The organism is Streptomyces sp. CB01881, from assembly GCF_002953255.1.
Classification (GTDB): Bacteria; Actinomycetota; Actinomycetes; order Streptomycetales; family Streptomycetaceae; genus Kitasatospora.
Map to the genome: position 1 here is coordinate 9,786,794 of NZ_CP026498.1, position 17,161 is coordinate 9,803,954.

The window sequence follows — 17,161 nt, forward strand, 5'->3', positions numbered from 1 at the left end:
CGCTTGCCGCGCCTCCCGTGAACTCCACGCTCGTGGACCCCGAGGACTTCGCGCCGCCGGCACAGTCATTGACCTGGCTCACCTTGGCGGTGAAGGTGCTCGCCACCGAACTCGTGAGCGTCAGATGGGCCGTCGGCCAGATTCCCGTGGCGCTCGCCGACACGTTGCCCGCTCCGGTGAACCCGCCCTGGTTCCCGCCCGCCTGCGTCCGCTTGTCCTGAGGCTGCTGCCCCGAGCCCTCCGCCGGGGGCGTGTCCGCCGGCTCTGCCGCGCCGGCCGCCGGGCTCGCCGCGCCGGATCCGGAACCGCCGCCGCCTCCCCCGCAGGCGGCCAGCGCCGGCAGCAGCAGGCCTGCGGCCAGCCACCGGGCCGGTCTGCCGGCGCGAGGACGGGGCGTGGTGGGCGGAGTCCCGGGCATGCATGTCTCCCGTCGGTGGGCGAGCAGCGGTGAGGGGCCGGGGCGGCCTCGCCGAACGGTACCCGTTCGCACACGGCGTGACTGTCCGCCGCCCGGGTGGCATCGACCCGCCCGGCCCCCCGGCCGGAGCAGCGGTCCGACCCCGGGGCGCGGTCTGACCGGTGACCACCCGTTGACGTACAGTCAGGTGCGCCCGGCACCCGTCCGAGTGGTCGATCCAGTCGTCAGAGGAGCACCCCCGTGGCCACGGAAGCCCACCCCGCCCCCGTACCGCCGCCCGCCGGCGGGGCCGCAGACAGGGCGGCCGGCCGTCCCGTACCCGAGCTGCCGGCCGAGGCCGTCGCGCGGTGGCAGGCCGAGAAGGCCGACCTGGTCGAGCTGTTCGCGCGGGCGCAGCGCGAGCTCGGCGGCGTCGCCGCGGTCCGCCTCGGGCCGCGGCCGACCGTCGTGGTCACCGACCCGGAGGCCGTGCAGCACGTGCTCGGCCGCCACCCGGACCGCTACGTCAAGCGCTCGCACCGGGCCCGGATGCTGGCCGGGGAGGGCGTCCTCTCCGCGACCGGCGACGCCTGGAAGCGCCAACGGCGCATGCTCCAGTCCCAGTTCACCGGCACCGGGATGCGCCGCTACGAGCAGCGGATCGCCGAGGCCGCCCGCCACGCCGCCGACCGCTGGGCCGGGTACGCCCGTACCGGGGAGCGGTTCGACGTCGGCGAGGAGATGCGGCGCTTCGCCCTGGACACTATCTGGCGGGCGCTTACCGGCCGCCCGCTGGACGACCGGACGGACCGCGAACTCGCCGCCGTCGCCCGGGTGGTGGCCGCGATGCCGACCCTGCCGGCCGACGCCGCCGGGATCCCCGAGGCGGTCGCCGCGGACCTTGCACGGATCGACGCGGTCGCGCACGCCGCGATCGACGCCGCCCGGCGCGGCCCGGCCGGGGACGGGCTGCTGCGGGTACTGGTGGAGGCGGGCGAGGAGGACCCGGCGTACACCGACCGGCTGATCCGCGACGAGCTGGTCACCCTGCTGGTGGCCGGGCACGAGACCACCGCCACCACGCTGACCTGGCTCTTCCTCCTCCTCGACCGCCACCCCGAGGCCCGTGTCCGGGCGCTGGCAGCCGGGCCGGAGGGCTCGCCGGAGCGGCGGGAGGCAATCCAGGCGCTGGTCAGCGAGACGCTGCGGCTCTACCCGTCCGCGTGGATCCTGCCCCGGCACGCGGCCGAGGACGACACCCTGCTGGGCCACCGGGTCGAGGCCGGCACCGACGTCATCGTCAGCCCCTACCTGACCCACCGCGACCCGGCGCTCTGGCCGGACCCGGAGCGCTTCGACCCGGACCGGTTCACCACGGCCGGCGCCCGTCCGGCTCACCTCGGTGCCTACTACCCCTTCGGCCTGGGCGCCCGCGCCTGCCTGGGCACGCAGTTCGCCGTGCGGGAGACCACCGCCCTGCTCGAAGTCCTCCTCCCCGCGTACGCGCCGCGCTTCCTCTCCACCCCCGCCGGCGCCGCCTACGGCATCACCGTCCGCCCGGACGGGCCGGCCCCGGCGGTGCTGGGCTGAGCAGAGCCCCGGTCGTGCCCGCGCGGGCACGACCGGGGCGGGGTCACGCCGGGGTCAGGGGTAGGCGACCACGGTGGACGGGGTGGTGGAGGTGCCCGACGTCGCGGCGCCGGTGCCGTTGACCACGTGCTCGTACTGGCCGTTGCCGCCCAGCGAGACGACCAGCAGGTCGTGGAACCTCACGCCCGGCCGGACCGGGGCCTCGAAGCCGTGGTCCATCCGGATGGTCGGGTCCACGTTGAAGTAGCAGTAGCTGCCGAGGCCCCACCCCTCGTGGCTGGTCACGGTGTCGTCGACCTTGTAGGCGGCGAAGCCCTTGGTCGCGCCGTTCTGGACGGCGGCCTGGTTCGGCGCGTCGTCCGCCTTCTCGTTCTGGAAGAAGATCGTCCGCCCGCGCTCGCCGGACCACTCGACGTCGTACTTCTTGAAGTGCTCGACGAAGAGCCCGGTGCCGGGCACGTCGTCGCCGCGGACGAGCAGGCCGTAGTCGGCGGGGTTGGTGTTCCAGCCGACGCCGGCGCCGTGGTCGGCGCGCCAGATCCAGGTGCGGTCGATGATCACGTCGTCGCTGTTGACCACGGCCCCGGCGGTGGCCGAGCCGGGGCCGGCGCCGCCGACGCGGATGAAGACGTCCTGGAGGGTGGTCGGGTCGGCCGCGTGGTGGGCGGTCGCGTTGTCCGGGCCGATCTGCACCAGCACCGGCGAGTTGACCGGGCCGGCGTCGACCAGCAGGCCGGCCAGCCGGACACCGTCCACGTCCGCGACCTTGATCGCCGTCACCCCGTTGTCGGGGACGACGGTCGCACCGTCCACGACCCCGAGCGCACCGCCTACCTCGAACAGCACCTCGCCGCCTGCGCCCGCGCCGCCGCCCAGGGCGCCCCGCCGGCCGGGTACTTCGCCTGGTCGCTGCTGGACAACTTCGAGTGGGCGTACGGCTACGACAAGCGGTTCGGCCTCGTCCACGTCGACTACGCCACCCAGCGCAGGACGGTCAAGACCAGCGGCCACCGCTACGCGGAGCTCATCGCCGCCCACCGGGCCCGCTGAGGCCGGGCCGCTCGGGGCCCCGCCCTGCACCACCGGGCCCTGGACGGCTCAGCGACCGGCTTCCCGGCCGCCCGCGGCCCGGTGGCGCAGCCCCTCCTGGGCGGCGACGTACTTGAGCATGAGACGGGCGAACTCCAGGCGTTCGCGCTCGGTCCACCCTTCGGTGACCTGCTCGAAGGCGGAGCGCTGGTGCCGCCGGAAGCGCGTCATCAGGTCCCGGCCGGCGGGGCTGAGATGGAGGACGGTGCGGCGGCCGTCCTGCTGGGAGGCGGCACGGATCAGATAGCCGGCGGTGATGGAGTCGGTCACCATGCGGCTGGCCACCGACGGGTCGACGCCCAGGTGTTCCGCCACCGCGCCGACGGTGACCTCGCGGGCCTCGTCCTGCTCGGCCTCCAGGACGATGTTCAGGACCAGGGTGCGACCGAGGTCCTTCTGGGCGATCGGGTTCTCGACCTCCAGAAGGGAGGAGCGCCGCAGCTTCCCGAAGGCCGGGCCCACCGCGTCCAGCAGCTCGTCAGCCGTTCCCGGCTCGTGCTTCGTCATGCCCCCATCGTAACTGGATGACCGCTCGAAGGCATGTGTTGACATGAAAACGTGTGCATGTAAGCATGCATATGTCTACAGCAACGAACGGAGCTTCCCATGACCATCCTCGTCACCGGCGCCCGCGGCAAGGTCGGCCGAGCCGTCATCGACCTCCTGCACGCCGCCGGCCACACCGTCCGCGCCGCCAGCGCCGACCCCGCCCAGCTGACCGTCCCGGCCGGCGTCGAGGTCGCCGAACTCGCCCTCGACCGACCCGGGACCTTCGCCGCCGCCCTGCGCGGCGTCCGCCAGGTCTTCCTCTACCCGCAGCCCGCCGGCATCCACGAACTGGTCGAGGCCGCCGAGGCCGCCGGTGTCGAGCACGTCGTCCTGCTCTCCTCGTCCTCGGTCCTCGGCCCCGCCGCCGCGAACGACCCACTCGCGAGCCACAGCCTCCTCGTCGAGCAAGCGCTCGCCGGCTCCGCGCTCACCTGCACCCTCCTGCGCCCGGACGCCTTCGCCAGCAACTCCCTCGGCTGGGCCTGGTTCATCGGCAACTCGACGCCGGTCCAGCTCGCCTACCCGGACGCGCACATCGCGCCGATCCACCCCGAGGACATCGCCGACATCGCCGTCGCCGCCCTGACCGGCGACTCCCTCACCGGCCGCGCCGTCACCCTGACCGGGGCCGAGTCACTCACCTTCCGCGAGCAGCTCGCCGTCCTCGCCTACACGCTCGGCCGCGAGATCGAGGTCGAGCACATCACCCGCGCCGAGGCCGAGCAGCAGATGGGCCGGCACATGCCCGCGCCGATGGTCTCCTCGCTGCTCGACCTGTGGCAGGCCGCCGACCGGCACGGCCCCGCCGTCATCGCCGACACCACCGAGACCCTGCTCGGCCGCCCCGCCCGCTCGTACCGGCAGTGGGCCCGCGAGAACGCCGCCGCCTTCACCACCGCGCGCTGAACCGACCCGCCCCTCAGGAGCAGCACATGAAGCCGATCGGCTACTGGCTCAACCGCACCGACCAGGCCCTCACCGGCCGCATGAACGCCATGCTGGCCGAGTTCGGCCTCACCCGGCTCGCCTGGCAGGTCCTCAACGTCGTCGAGGACGACCCGCAGGCCACCGACACCGCCGTCCTGACCGTGCTCGCCGCCAACGCCGACCCCGCCGACCTGACCGCCGCCGTCTCAGCCGTCCTCGCCGACGGCTGGGCGACCCGCCCGGGCCCGGCCCGCCTCGCCCTCACCGGGAGCGGCCGCGCCCGCCTCACCGGCGTCGCCGCCCGGGTCGACGCCTTCCGCGCCCTGTCGACGGCCGGCATCTCCCCGGAGGAGTACCGCACCGCCGTCGCCGTCCTGGAGCGGATGACCCACAACCTGGAGACCGGGGCGGGGCGGTAGGGCCCGTGCCGCCCCGCCCGGCTACGGCGCGTCGGCCGGGTCGGCGGCGCTCACCGGGACGTCGGGGCGGCGGAACCAGTCACCGCGATGCCGTGGGAGGTGCACGCCCCCGGCCTCGAAGAACTGCTGCTGCGCCTCACCCACGAGTACGGGGTCCGGCGGATCTACGTCACCGAGAACGGCGCCGCCTACCACGACACCGTCGCCCCCGACGGCACCGTCCACAACCCCGAGCGCACTGCCGCCCACCGGCGGCGGTAGGCCGGGGGCGGCCCGCCGCACCAGCGGGCCGCCCGGCACCGGTCACTCGCAGGCGACGCCGTCGTTGTCGCGGTCGAGCCCCGCGCGGTACCCGGGGTCACCCCGGTGCAGTGGGGCGGCCCCGGCCGCCCGGGCTGCGGCGCAGTTGGCGTAGTACGCGGCGCCGCCGCCTCCACCGGAGGTCGCGCCCCCGCCGCCGCTCGCCGAGTCACCACCGGTGGACGTGCCGCCGGAGGTCGAACCGCCCGTGCCGGAGCCCCCGGCCGCCGAACCGCCGCTCGCCGAACCGCCCGACGAGGTGCCGCCGGAGGAACCGCCGGCGGAGGACTGCTCGCACGCGACGCCGTCACCGTCCGCGTCCAGCCCCGCGCGGTACCCGGGGTCACCCCGGTGCAGCGGGGCGACCCCGGCCGCCCGGGCGGCCGTGCAGTTCACGTAGTACGCACCCGCGGCGGGGGTGGGGGCGGGCGTGGGCGCGGGCGGTGCGACGGCCGTCGGGGGCGCGGGCGTGGGAGTGACCGTCGGAGTCGGCGCGGGGGTCGGGGTCGGCGTCGGCGTCGGGGTGGGCGTGGCCGACGGGCTCGTGCTCGCGGTCGGTGCCGGGGAGGCCGGGCCCGCGGTGGAGGACGAGGTGGCGGCCGCGGCCGGCTGGACGAGATCGGTGCGGTCGGGCTTCGGGTCCGCGAGCACCGCGCCGAACCAGATCAGGCAGTAGATCCCGCCGATCACACTGACGGCCACCTTCACCGGCCGCTGCCAGAACGAGGTCCACACCAGCACCAGGCCGACCGGTGGCACGAAGAGCAGGGCGAGGACGATCGCTGCAGGCCGACGCCACCACGGGCGGGTCGGAGCGGCAGCCGGTGGGGGGTACGCGTAGGTCATTGGCCCATCAGAGCACCATCCAGCCACCGACCGCGCAGAAATAGATCACATTTCAACCACATTCCGGACAAGGAAATGTCAGCTCCCCGCGAGTACACCGATCCCGGCCCGGAACCCGACCGCCCGGCCCTCGGCCGCTGCGAGGGCGCACCTTTGACGTCGTGACGGATTCCGACGTCGCCGACTCCCGGCAGCGGCCGGGCGCGCACGGAACTCGCGCCGCACCACTGATGCCCCGTCCCGGTTCCCGTCTGCAGCCGTTCGGGGGATACCCGCCCGCTCCCGGTGCCCCGGGCGCCCGTCGCGGGCATCCGTCACCCTCGTCGACCCTCCGCACACCAGGAGGGCGGTTCAGAGGAGAGGCCATGGATGACGAGCAGGTAGTGCCGGCCCAGGACGACGCGCTCATCTCACTGAGGGAGTACTCCGCACCCGACACCGTCCCGGGACTGCACCGCCTCATGGCCGAGATCGACGAATCCGGCCACCCCACCGCACTGCCGCTCTCCTTCTCCGGCGTGAAGGTGCTCGGCGATGTCGTCACCGGGGACGCCGCCTTCGACCTCCGCCTCGGGAACGAGACCAGCGGTTCGTTCCGGGTCCTGTTCTTCGTCCCCGAGGACGACACCGGGACCCTCCTGCCGCCGCCGTACGGCGACCGGACCGACGGCACCGCCATCCTCTTCCCGGGGGCCGCCGGCTTCCTCTCCCCCGGCACGCCCGCCACGGACCGCCGCCGCGGCTACGGCATCCAGCCGCCGAAGGTCTTCACCTGTCCGAACGGCATCCTCGTCGCCGGCCGCTGCGACCTCTACGGCGACTACACGATGATGGGAAGCCTCGGCTTCCAGGTCACCCTCGGCCCCCGCCCGTAGATCCCGGGCCTGCACCCGTCCCTCGGGGGTACGGGACTCCGCGCGCCCGCCACGTCCGCCGGCGTCCTCGACGATCACGCCCTGCAGCGAATCCGGCCCGGCTACGGCGCGTCGGCCGGGTCGGCGGCGCTCACCGGGACATCGGGGTGGCGGAACCAGGAACCCTGGACGGCCCACTGGACCAGCATCAGCACACCGCCCAGCACCAGGGCCCCGATGCCGATGACGGTCACGCCGCCAGTCTCCCCGAAGATCGGCAGGTTCACCGAGGTCGCGCCGTAGTTCGGGTCCGCGTAGACGTCGAAGGCGCCGTAGCAGAAGAAGTAGAGCAGCATCACGCCGCCGACCAGCGGGCAGAGCCCCTTGAAGACGAAGTCCTTGACGCTCCTGGTCAGCACCCGCCGGTAGTACCAGACGCAGGCGAAGCCGGTCAGGCCGTAGTAGAAGGCGATGCCGAGCCCCACCGAGGCGATGGAGTCGGCCAGCACGTTGCCGCTGATCGCCGTCAGCAGGACGTAGAAGGCGATGGACGCCACGCCCATGCCGATCGTGGACCAGGTCGGGGTGAGGTGGCGGGGGTGCACCCGGCCGAACGGAGCGGGGATCGCCTTGTGCGCGGCCATCGAGAAGGAGGTCCGGGCCGTCGGCAGGATGGTGGTCTGGGTGGAGGCCGCGGCGGAGGTCAGCACCATGAAGATCAGCAGCTTGCTGAGGAACCCGCCGAATCCCGCAGTGCCGAACACGGCGTCACCGAGGCCGGACAGCACGTCGCCGGAGTTGTCCTCGTTGCCCAGGCCGATGCCCTCCGTCCCGACGCCCGCGAACGCCAGCGCCGAGGTGGACACCAGGGTGTAGATCAGCAGGAGCAGCACGGTCGAGATGACCGCCGCGCGCCCGGGGGTGCGCTTGGAGTCGGCGGTCTCCTCGTTGACCGAGACGGCCGTGTCCCAGCCCCAGTAGATGAAGACCGCGGCGAGCATGCCGGCGGTGAACGCGCCGGTGGAGGCGACGTTGAAGGGGTTGAACCAGGAGGCGCTGATGTGGACCGCCGTGGCGGGCGGGCTGCTGCCGTAAACCTTGACCAGGGCGGTGACCGACAGCAGGACCAGCATCACCACCTCGACCGAGAGCAGCCAGCGTTGCAGGGCGGCGGACAGCTCGATGCCGACGTAGCAGATCGCCGTCATCACGATGATCCAGACCACGCCGGCGATGGACGTCCACACCGTGCTGTCGGCGAGCGAGTCCAGGCCGAACAGCCGGAATCCGTAGACTCCGGCGATCTGGGCCAGGTTCGCCATGACGATGATGTCGGCGATGATGATGCCCCAGCCGCCCATCCACCCCGTCCGCGGCCCGAAGGCCCGGGCGGCCCAGGTGAAGGTGGTGCCGCAGTCCGGGTCGGAGGCGTTGAGCTCCTTGTAGGCGTAGGCGATCAGCAGCATCGGGATGAACGCCAGGACGGTGATGATCGGGGCCTGGAGCCCCACACCGACCACGATGATGCCGAGTGTCGCCGCGAGGCTGTAGGCGGGGGCGGTGGAGGCCAGGCCGATGGCGACGGAAGAGACGAGTCCGAGCGCGCCGGTCTTGAGCCCCTTCTCGCCCGCGCCCGAGCCGGTCGTTCGTGGTTCGACGGCCGGGGCCGGACCGTTGGGGGACTGCGGCACCGATCCCACCTCCTCCCCCTGACCCAGCCGAGGACCTCGGATGTGATCATGGGGCCGAGAGAATTCCCGCTCTGAACCGACGATACTGCCGCCGCCCCCCGCAGGCCCGCCGGGACCGGGGCGCCCGTGCCGGGCCTGTGCGTACCCGGTTCAGCCGGCGGCGTGCTCCTTCAGGAAGGCCCCGGCGTGGGCGGCAGCCTCCTCCTTCGTGGCCAGGGCGGGCGCGGCGGCAGCCCCTCCCAGCGTTCCGTCCGCGCCCCGGCCGGTCCACCGCCACCCGGCCGACGACGCCTCCCGGAACAGCTCGGCGGTGCCGCCGAACAGTTCGAGGCCGCTCGCCCCCGCCCCGGAAGCCGCCGGCCTCTCGACGGCGTCGGGCCACTTCTTCCGGGCGCCCTGCCGGGTGATACCCCACGCGGCACCCAGCCGCTCGTAGCTCGCACCGTAGGACCCGGCGGTCTGCGCGGCGATCGCCGTCAGCCGCTTGACCTCCTCGTCCACCACCTTCCAGGTACTGAGGACGGAGAGGGCGACGTCGGCTGGGTCCCCCGCCCACATGAGGTCCGCGGGGAGCCCGGTCTCCCGGGCGCGCAGGGCGGTGGCGAGCGGATTGAGGGCGTCGAGCAGGGCCCTGTCCAGCGCGGTCAGTTCCTCGGTGGTGATCTCAGGCTTCGGCATGACGACAACTTTAGTTACCGCTTCGGCGTTCGACAACCGGAGTTTCCAAGTGGCATATGCCAAAACAGGCCGGTTCATCCCGCCGGGCGGGGCGGCCGCCTGCTCTACGTCGACCTCACCCCCCTCGTGTCCGAGCCGTGTACGAGCACCGGGCATCCGCAGCAGTTCGGCCCGCCGCGCTCGGGGGCGAGCGCGGCTGGCGTTGAACAGGGCCTGTCAGTGGCGGTGGTGGTTGTCGGGCTGGGCGGGGTCGCCGGGGTGTTCCAATCCCTGGACGAGGGTGAGGCGGTGGGCGCGTTCGTGGTCCAGCCAGCGGACGAAGGCGGACCGGCGGGCGGCTGCGCGGACCACCGACCGCGCGTCCGGGCGGTCGTCCGCAGGGCGGGCCACCGCGACGAGAGCGGCGGTCCAGCCGCCGGCCGTCGCCCACTCGCCCGGCGGCGTGTCGCGCAGGGCGTCGGCCAGCGCGTGCGGCAGGGTCTGCGGGCCGGCCTCGCAGGTACCGCCGTCCGGGAAGGACAGCGTCCAGGTCTCCGACGGCCCCGGGCGGTCCGCCACGGCCGCGTAGTGAGCGACCTCCGCCGCCGTCGGCTCGACGTCCGCCGTGACCGCCTCGAACACCGCCCGCACCGCCGCGCTCCCCTCGTACGCGGCGGCGGTGACGGAGCCGAGTTCGACGGCGGCCTGCTGGTCGAGGTGGGCGGGACCGGATCCGGCGACGGCCAGGCCGCGTTCGGCGGCCACCGCCTCGCACAGCGCCTCCGTCAGCAGCACCTGGGCCACCCAGCGGGTGAGCTGGCGGTCCTCCGAACCTCCCGGCCGGGGAAGGACGCAGGCACGCGGGCCGGACCGCAGGGTGGCGAGGCGGCGGTCGAGTGCGGTGCGCGGCAGCGGCCGGCCGTCGAGCAGGCCCAGGACGCCGGCGGTCACGGCTCCACCACCAGGGCGACGGTCGGGGCGTACTGGCAGCGGCCGAACCACATCACCTTGGCCAGCGCCCAGGACGAACCGGGCTCGGTGGCTTCGGGGGCGGTGATCTCGAAGTCCACGGTGGTGGCCGACCCGGCCGGGACGGTGAAGCCCCGCACGGGTTCCGCGATCGCCTCCCAGGTGCCCCACGGCGAGACGAGCTGCAGTTCACCGCGGATCTCGCCGCGGGTGCGGTTGTGCATCACCACCGCCAGGGTGGCCCGGCCGCCGGGAGCGACGCGCAGCGACTCCGAGCCGACCGTCACGGTGAGGCCGGTGTCCCGGCCCTCCACCGCCTTCGTGCCCTGGGCGGCGGTCCAGTCCTCGGGCGCCCCGCCGGGTACCGGCAGCAGCTCCGGCAGGTCGCCGACCGCGATGGTGACCACGTCCTCCACCTCCTGCCCGTCGTGCGCGATCCGGACGGCGGCGAAGTGGAGCCCGGGTTCGGCGCCGGCCGGCGGGGTGAGCGTGACCGGGAAGCGCAGGTGGCCGCCCGCCTCCAGCCGGTAGGGGCGGGCGGTGAGGCTCGCCGTCCAGCCCGCGGGCGGCAGGACGAGCACCGTCCCCTCGACGGCGGCGTCCCGCAGCTGCGAGGAGAGCGCCACCGACAGCGACACCGGCCCGCCCGCGCCGTCCGTCCGCAGCAGGCCGGGCGACACCCCGACCGACACCGGGAGGTAGCCGAGCGGCGCCGGTCCCCGGTTGTGCAGCCAGTACCGGGCGTGGACGGGCTGGGCGGCCTCGGCGACCGCGCCGAGCACCGGGCCGGCCGGGTCCGAGGTCACACTCGGCCGGGCCAGCACGGTGGCGATCTGCGAGCCGGAGAGCTCCAGGTCCGCCGGCCCGAGCGGACGCTCCAGCAGGTCGGCCCGGTGGAGTTCGGTGAGGCCGAGGGCCCCGCCGAGGGCCGCCGTGCGTCCCAGGCCCGTCGATTCGACCAGCCGTACGGTCAGTTGGTCGCCGAGCGGCCGGGCCGAGCCGTGCGCGATGGGGTTGCCGGCCGGCTTGAGGGCGCCGAGCAGCACCTCGCGGGCCGGTTCCACCCGCAGCCAGGAGAGGGTGGCGGGCAGCGGGCCCACCTGCGCCGGGGTGAGCCGGGCGTACAGCGGGTGGTTGAACTCCTGCCCCTGTGCGGGCAGCGTCAGGGCCCGCCAGTCTCCCGCGCCGCCCACCAGCGCGTAGCTGAACTCATGGGTCCAGTGCTGGAGTTGGAAGGACGCACCGTCGGGCAGGGTGCGCCGGGGCGGGTCGATCCAGACACCGGAGGGCCAGCCGGTGCAGGAGCGCATCAGCGAGAGGTGCAGCGCGCCGGTGGCGTCGACGGCGAAGCCGGGCAGGCCGAAGCTGAGCAGTCCGACGGTGTGGTCGACGAGTTGTTCCGAGGCGTGGAGCGGTCCGGGGCAGACGGCGGTGACCCGGGCATCGGCGAGGTCCTGCGCCAGAGCGGCGGGATCGGTGACCACGAGGGCGGGCAGCGCGCGCAGGTCGCGCAGGTCGGCGCCGGGCCGCCACACCTCGGCGAGCGGGGTCAGCGCGGGCACCCAGACGGCGCCGTGCGCCTTCAGCACACGCGCGTACTCCTCCCCGGCCCGCTCGATCAACTCCCGTGCCGCCTCGTTGACGTCCGGCCCGCCGACCACGATCCGGAAGTCCGGCAGGTTGGAGTCGACGTCCAGCCAGCCGTAGCGGGCCCAGTCCGCGCCCGAGGTGGTGGCGGTGACGCCGACCCGGGCGAGTGCGACCACCAACGCGCGCGCGTCGGCGGCCGCGTCCAGATCGGGGACGACCACCTCGGCCACGCCCAGCGCCCGTTCGCCCAGCACCGCACCGGACGGATCGGTGAGTACCGCGCGTGCCGTGGAACCGAGGCCGAACCAGGTGTTGGCGGGGTTGTCGAGGGTCCACGGCGCCTCGGCGGAGTCGACGTCGGGCAGTGCGAAGCCACGGCCGACCACCGCGTCCGCGACCTCGCTGACCGGCAGCGCCCCGGGCAGGTCCACCGGGAAGCGCAGCCGCAACAGGCGGTCGGCGCCGGAGTGGTCGACCACCCGGGTGCGGCAGTCGACGCGGTCCACGCCGCGCCACAGGGTCACGGTCTGCTCGTAGCGGACACCGTCCACCGTTCCGCCGATCACCAGCCGTTCGCCGAGCGGGCCGGTCTCCCGGCGGACGTCCGCGGGCAGGTCGCCGGAACCGGCCACCGGGCCCTTGGGCACGAGGTGCCAGGGGCCCTCGCCGAAGTCGGGGTGCTGCGGGTACTCCTCGTAGACCCGCAGCTCGTTGCCGATCGCGCCGGAGCGGATCAACTCCCGGTCGTGGAGCAGATCGTGAACTGACGTCAGACAGCCGCCGCGCCCGGGGTCGGCGGTCACCCGGTACCGGGCGTTGGCGACCGTCCGGCCCTCGGCGGCCGACCAGGCGGTGTCCTCCTCCGGCCCGGGGACCAGCCGCCAGGTGCGCCAGCCCAGCGCGGGCACGTCGGCGGCCAGGAACCGCAAGGTCCCCCGGTCGACGGCGCTGGGCACCACCGAGCCGGTGTCGTCCAGCACCCGCACCGCCTGCCCACCGCGTGGCAGCGGCACGGCCACCAGGTCGGTCCGGTCGAAGGAGAGCGTGTTGGTGACGACGACGGCCTCGCCCGCGCCCGTGGTGTCCACCCGGCCGGTGAGCGCCTCCAGTGCCCGGTCGCGGACGTCGGCCGCGAGGTCGTACGCCTCCCGCCAGCCGCCGAGCAGGTCCAGGTAGACCTGGTCGGATTCGGAGCCGGTGATCGCGTCATGGTGCGCGCCGTAGGCGAGTTGGCGCCAGACCTTGTCCAGGGCGCCCGAGGGGTAGCGGCCCAGCCCGTGCACCACGGCCAGCGTGGCCAGCTTCTCGGCGTCGACGGCCGCGACCTCGGCGGCCCGCTGGGCCTGCTTGGTGTCGATGTAGGAGACGTCCTTGCCGGTGTAGACCGGGTTCATGTCCCGGGTCTGCGGGCTGGGCCGGCGGCCGGTGGCCTCCAGCTCGGCACGGACGGCATCCAGGAAGTCGCGCGGGGTGGCGCAGACGAACCGCGGCCAGAGGTACTTCGAGGCCCAGGAGCGGTGGATCTCGGTGACCCACTTGTTCGGCGGGGTGTAGTCGGTGCCGACCGGCAGCAGCAGGTTCCTGGTCGCACCGACCGGCTTGAGCTTGCGGTACAGATCGAGGACGGCCTGCTCGGCGGTGGCGAGGTCGGCGGAGGAGTCCATCCACCAGCCGGCCGAGTAGTGGTGCGGCATGTAGTGGGTGAGCACGCCCTCGCCGGAGGGCGCGATCCACTCGAACTCGCTCGGGAACTGCATCACCCGGGCGTCGTCCTTGGCCTCGCGGAAGTTCTTCTGGATCGGGCCCCACTGGTGGAACGGGCCGCGCGCCCAGGCACTGCCGGTGAGGCCGGCTGCCGCCAGGTGGCCGGGGAACTGCGGGTCGTGCCCGAACACGTCGAGCTGCCAGGCGGTCTGCGGATCGCCGCCGAGGACGTCGCGCTGGTACCCGATGCCGTAGACGATGTTGCGGATGGTGGTCTCGGCGCCGGTGAGGTTGGTGTTGGGCTCGTTGTAGGTGCCGCCGACCAGCTCGACCTGGCCGCGTTCCAGCAACAGCCGCAGCGCCTCCCGGCGCTCCGGGTGCTGGTCGAAGTAGGGCTTCAGGTAGTCGACTTCGGCGAGCACGAACTTGTACACCGGGTCGCGCAGCGCCAGCTCCAGGTGTGCGTCGACCAGGGCGAAGCCGTTGCGCTCCCAGAGCGGCCGGGTGGTGGCGTCGGCGGAGAGCAGCTCCCACGGCGAGGTGTACGCGGCCTGGGTGTTCCACCAGACCGGGTCGTAGTGGAAGTGCGAGACCATGAACATCGTCCAACCGGGCTCGGCGACTTCGACGACGCCCTCGGCGCGTGCGCCGCCGGCCTCCACCCGGACGTCCACGCGCGCCCCCGGTGCCGGGCCGGTGATCTCCAGGGGGACTTCGACCAGCCCCGTGCCGGCCGCCTCGCCCCGCACGCCCGGACCGGTGACGGTGATCCGGGTGGCGGGCGGGCCGTCGAGGGTCACCCGCAGCAGCTGGCGCGGCGCGTCCTCAGGGCCGGTGAAGAGGTCCGTGCTTTCGACGGCGGTGATGGTGACCGACACGGGACTGGTCCTTTCACGAAGGTACGGCGGAGCTACGCGCCCCAGGCCTCGAACTCGTAGACGCGGGCGGCGGGGTCGGTGCCCTGGGTGGGCCTGGTGACGACCAGCCGGACGTAGCGCGCCGTGGTGGTCACCGGGTGGGTGGTGGTGCCGGCGGTGTTCCCGGTGACGGTGGCGACGGTGGTCCACGGGTCGGTGGCCGCCGAACGCACCTGGATCGAGAAGTCCCGGGTGTTGTAGGAGGAGCTCTCGCCGCCGGCCGAGGCGTGCTTGACCACGAACTTGGAGAGCGGCTGCGCCGATCCGAGGTCCACCTCCAGCCACTTGGCCGACGTGGTGGTGCACCACTTGTCGCCGTTGCCGCCGTTGACGGTGCCGTTGACCGCCTTGGCCGGGGTCTCGTTGGCGTTGCACTGGCCGGAGCCGGTGGCCGGGCGGTTCAGCGCCAGGTTGCCGCCGGCGGGCGGGGTGCCGGTCCAGGAGACCGTGGTGGTGGCGGCGGTGGAGCGGCCGTACTCGGTGGAGACGGCCACGACCTCGACGGTGGTGCTGCGCTCGGTGCCGGCCCGGTCCAGCTTGTTGACGAAGTAGGCGTCGGACGGCGTCGCCCCGAGGAAGGTGCGGGTCCCGTCGGCGCCCCGCCGGTACACCTCGTAGTGGTGGACGGAGCCGCCGGCCGGGGCCGTCCAGGAGAGCCGCAGCGACTGGCTGGAGCCGGCCACCACGTCACTGGCGCCGAGCACGGTGAGGCCACCGGGTGCACCCGGGGTTTCCACAGCACCGTCGTAGACGGCGAGTTGGCCGATCCTCAGATCGTAGGCCGGGTCGTTGCCGTCGGCCTGGAGGCCGATCTGGGCGATGGTGCGACCGACGTAGGCGGAGAGGTCGAGGGTGTGGCGCTCCCACCCGGTGCCGGAGTTGGCGCCCAGGTCGAGGGTGGTGAAGCTGGTCGGCGCGTCGGTGAAGGAGATCGCGGCCTTGAGCCTGGTCGGCCCGGCGGCCGGGGTCTTCACCACCACGGAGAGCCTGCTGTCCGCCGCGACCGGCAACCGGCTCTGGTAGAGGCGGACGGTGTTGGCGGCGTCCAGCCTGCCGGTGAGGCGCAGCGAGGAGCCGCCCTCGTAGGCGTCGGTGAAGTCGATGGACGGGGTGAGCCTGGTGCCGGTGGAGCTGACCAGCCAGCGGTAGGTGGGCGGGACGTCCTGGAGCGAGAGGTTGTTCCAGCCGCCGGTGGCCGCCCGGGCGCCGCCGGTCTGGTAGAAGTCGCCCTGTCCGGTGTCGAAGTTGGTGACGAACGGCTTGGCGGTGATCGGCGAGGACTCGGCGACGTAGCTGGAGAGGCCCTTCCAGCTGGACGAGGTGGCCGTGTTGGAGGGGTCGTTGTTGGCGCCGACCCAGTAGCGGGAGTCCTTGGCGTAGAAGTCGGCGCGGTCGGTGGCGGACTTCCACGTCCACTCCGGGCGGTAGAGGCCGAGCGAGGTGGTGTGCGGCTTGTTCGCGGGGAAGAGCGCGTTCCAGTCGACGCCGGTGTTGTAGCCGTTGGCCTCGGTGTCGATGCCGGAGTAGAGGTCGTACTCGCTGCGGCCGAGGCTGCGGGCCAGGGTACGGGACGAATCCAGGCCGGAGGCACTCCAGTTGAAGTTGAGGAACATCGAGTCGGCGGTCCGCCTGTTCCCCTCCTGGAGGAAGGAGTCGTTGGCGGAGGTCAGCGCGTTCTGCCAACTGACCGATCCCGACTCGGTCATGGCGTCGTACCACATGAACTCGGTGGAGCTCTGCGCCTTGGTGTACTGCATGAGGTTGCGGACCTCGCCGGCCAGGGCCGAATCGCCGCCGCCGGTCTCCTGGTTGATGAACCAGCCGTCGAAGCCGTAGTACTGGGCGGCCTGGGCGAGCTTGTCGGCGACGGGGTAGCGGGTGCCGGACTTCTGGACGAAGTCGCGGACCCACTGGAGCTGGCCGCCGTACGCGGCGGGCGGGAAGAACACGGTGCCGTACACCTTGACGCCGTTGCGGTGGGCGGCGTCGATGACGGTCGGGTTGGGGGCGAGGATGAGGCCCTCGCCGGCCGAGCCGCCCCAGAAGACCAGCTTGTCGACGTACTGCCAGTAGCCGAACGCGTAGTAGTTGGGGTCGGCGGAGCCCTGGGAGGGGTTGTTGGAGGTCGGCCCGAAGGACACCAGGGAGGCCACCTTGCCCTCGCCGGCCCGGGCGTTGGGGTTGGCCTTGAGCGCCGGGTCGCTGGTGCGCGGCTGGAGCGGGACGCGGGAGCGGTTGAAGCGGGCGTCCGGATCGGTGGCCGGGTCCCAGTTCAGGATGGTGTTCGGGTACCAGTAGGACGCGTACGGCTGGGTGCCGGGCGCCGCGGCGACGGGCGCGGGGGCGGTGACGGGCGCGGGCGCGGGGGCGGGCGGTGTGCCGGCGTGGGCGGCGGGTGCGGTGCCCAGGACGGCGGCCCCGAGGGCGGCGCTCAGGAGCAGGGGTAGGCGTCGTGACATGCGGTGGCTCCGATCGGGCGGAGGAGGGTGGGGGCCGGGCCGCCCGCGGCGGGGCGGTCCGGGTGCATGCGTGTGGCGCTGTACGGGTGCGGGGGCGGTGCCGCGGGAGGCGACGCCCGGGCCGGACGCGGACGTGCGGCCCGGCCGGCCCGCACGGCGCGGCGCGGCGGTACGCGCCGCGGCCGGCGGCGCGGGCGCGCCGG

The 17,161-nt window shown here is 73.7% G+C and carries 11 protein-coding genes and 5 pseudogenes; 7 read left to right on the forward strand and 9 right to left on the reverse strand.

Features of this window, described 5'->3' with window-relative positions; genetic code table 11:
- Positions 1-17: 17 nt before the first annotated feature.
- Both C2142_RS32125 and C2142_RS32130 read left to right on the forward strand, forming a co-directional pair.
- Positions 18-221, forward strand: a complete 204-nt coding sequence (locus C2142_RS32125; RefSeq protein WP_208693243.1) for a hypothetical protein — start codon at positions 18-20, stop codon at positions 219-221.
- A gap of 521 nt (positions 222-742) precedes the next feature.
- Entirely contained in the window at positions 743-1,987 is a 1,245-nt protein-coding gene (locus tag C2142_RS32130) for a cytochrome P450 (protein WP_241003311.1), read from the forward strand.
- Positions 1,988-2,041: 54 nt separating this feature from the next.
- Here C2142_RS32130 and C2142_RS32135 read toward each other — a convergent pair.
- A pseudogene (locus C2142_RS32135) lies at positions 2,042-2,791 on the reverse strand (coagulation factor 5/8 type domain-containing protein); the annotation flags it as partial.
- Between C2142_RS32135 and C2142_RS32140 the strand changes: the two are divergent.
- Positions 2,771-3,037: pseudogene (locus C2142_RS32140) on the forward strand (family 1 glycosylhydrolase); the annotation flags it as partial. The pseudogenes C2142_RS32135 and C2142_RS32140 sit on opposite strands and share 21 nt — an antisense overlap.
- Positions 3,038-3,085: 48 nt before the next feature.
- Here C2142_RS32140 and C2142_RS32145 read toward each other — a convergent pair.
- Positions 3,086-3,583, reverse strand: coding sequence for a MarR family winged helix-turn-helix transcriptional regulator (locus tag C2142_RS32145; protein ID WP_148646323.1), 498 nt, complete (start codon positions 3,581-3,583; stop codon positions 3,086-3,088).
- Between the two features lie 99 nt (positions 3,584-3,682).
- Between C2142_RS32145 and C2142_RS32150 the strand changes: the two genes are divergently transcribed.
- The 3 genes and pseudogenes from C2142_RS32150 to C2142_RS32160 form a co-directional block, all read left to right on the forward strand.
- Positions 3,683-4,531, forward strand: a complete 849-nt coding sequence (locus C2142_RS32150) for an NAD(P)H-binding protein (protein WP_148646324.1) — start codon at positions 3,683-3,685, stop codon at positions 4,529-4,531.
- A 26-nt stretch (positions 4,532-4,557) separates the two neighbouring features.
- Positions 4,558-4,971, forward strand: a complete 414-nt coding sequence (locus tag C2142_RS32155; protein WP_148646325.1) for a MarR family winged helix-turn-helix transcriptional regulator — start codon at positions 4,558-4,560, stop codon at positions 4,969-4,971.
- Between the two features lie 75 nt (positions 4,972-5,046).
- Positions 5,047-5,208: pseudogene (locus C2142_RS32160) on the forward strand (family 1 glycosylhydrolase); the annotation flags it as partial.
- Between the two features lie 66 nt (positions 5,209-5,274).
- On the opposite strand, the pseudogene C2142_RS40700 reads toward C2142_RS32160, so the two are convergent.
- Both C2142_RS40700 and C2142_RS40705 read right to left on the reverse strand, forming a co-directional pair.
- Positions 5,275-5,409 (reverse strand): annotated as a pseudogene (locus C2142_RS40700) (excalibur calcium-binding domain-containing protein); the annotation flags it as partial.
- A gap of 165 nt (positions 5,410-5,574) precedes the next feature.
- Positions 5,575-6,117, reverse strand: a pseudogene (locus tag C2142_RS40705) (excalibur calcium-binding domain-containing protein); the annotation flags it as partial.
- 365 nt (positions 6,118-6,482) lie between these two features.
- Between C2142_RS40705 and C2142_RS32170 the strand changes: the two are divergent.
- Entirely contained in the window at positions 6,483-6,992 is a 510-nt protein-coding gene (locus C2142_RS32170) for a hypothetical protein (protein WP_148646327.1), read from the forward strand.
- A gap of 101 nt (positions 6,993-7,093) precedes the next feature.
- On the opposite strand, the gene C2142_RS32175 is transcribed toward C2142_RS32170, so the two are convergent.
- The 5 genes from C2142_RS32175 to C2142_RS32195 all read right to left on the reverse strand — a co-directional run bounded on the left by C2142_RS32175 (position 7,094) and on the right by C2142_RS32195 (position 16,958).
- On the reverse strand, positions 7,094-8,662 hold the full coding sequence (locus C2142_RS32175) for an APC family permease (RefSeq protein ID WP_148646328.1): 1,569 nt from the start codon (positions 8,660-8,662) through the stop codon (positions 7,094-7,096).
- 150 nt (positions 8,663-8,812) lie between these two features.
- On the reverse strand, positions 8,813-9,340 hold the full coding sequence (locus tag C2142_RS32180) for a hypothetical protein (RefSeq protein WP_148646329.1): 528 nt from the start codon (positions 9,338-9,340) through the stop codon (positions 8,813-8,815).
- Between the two features lie 216 nt (positions 9,341-9,556).
- Entirely contained in the window at positions 9,557-10,270 is a 714-nt protein-coding gene (locus tag C2142_RS32185) for a hypothetical protein (RefSeq protein WP_148646330.1), read from the reverse strand.
- A complete protein-coding gene (locus tag C2142_RS32190; protein ID WP_148646331.1) occupies positions 10,267-14,460 on the reverse strand; it encodes an NEW3 domain-containing protein in 4,194 nt (1,397 codons plus the stop codon). Before C2142_RS32190 ends, C2142_RS32185 begins: the two co-directional genes overlap by 4 nt.
- 32 nt (positions 14,461-14,492) lie before the next feature.
- Complete coding sequence (locus tag C2142_RS32195; RefSeq protein WP_148646332.1) at positions 14,493-16,958, reverse strand: discoidin domain-containing protein; 2,466 nt, start codon at positions 16,956-16,958, stop codon at positions 14,493-14,495.
- Between the last annotated feature and the right edge of the window lie 203 nt (positions 16,959-17,161).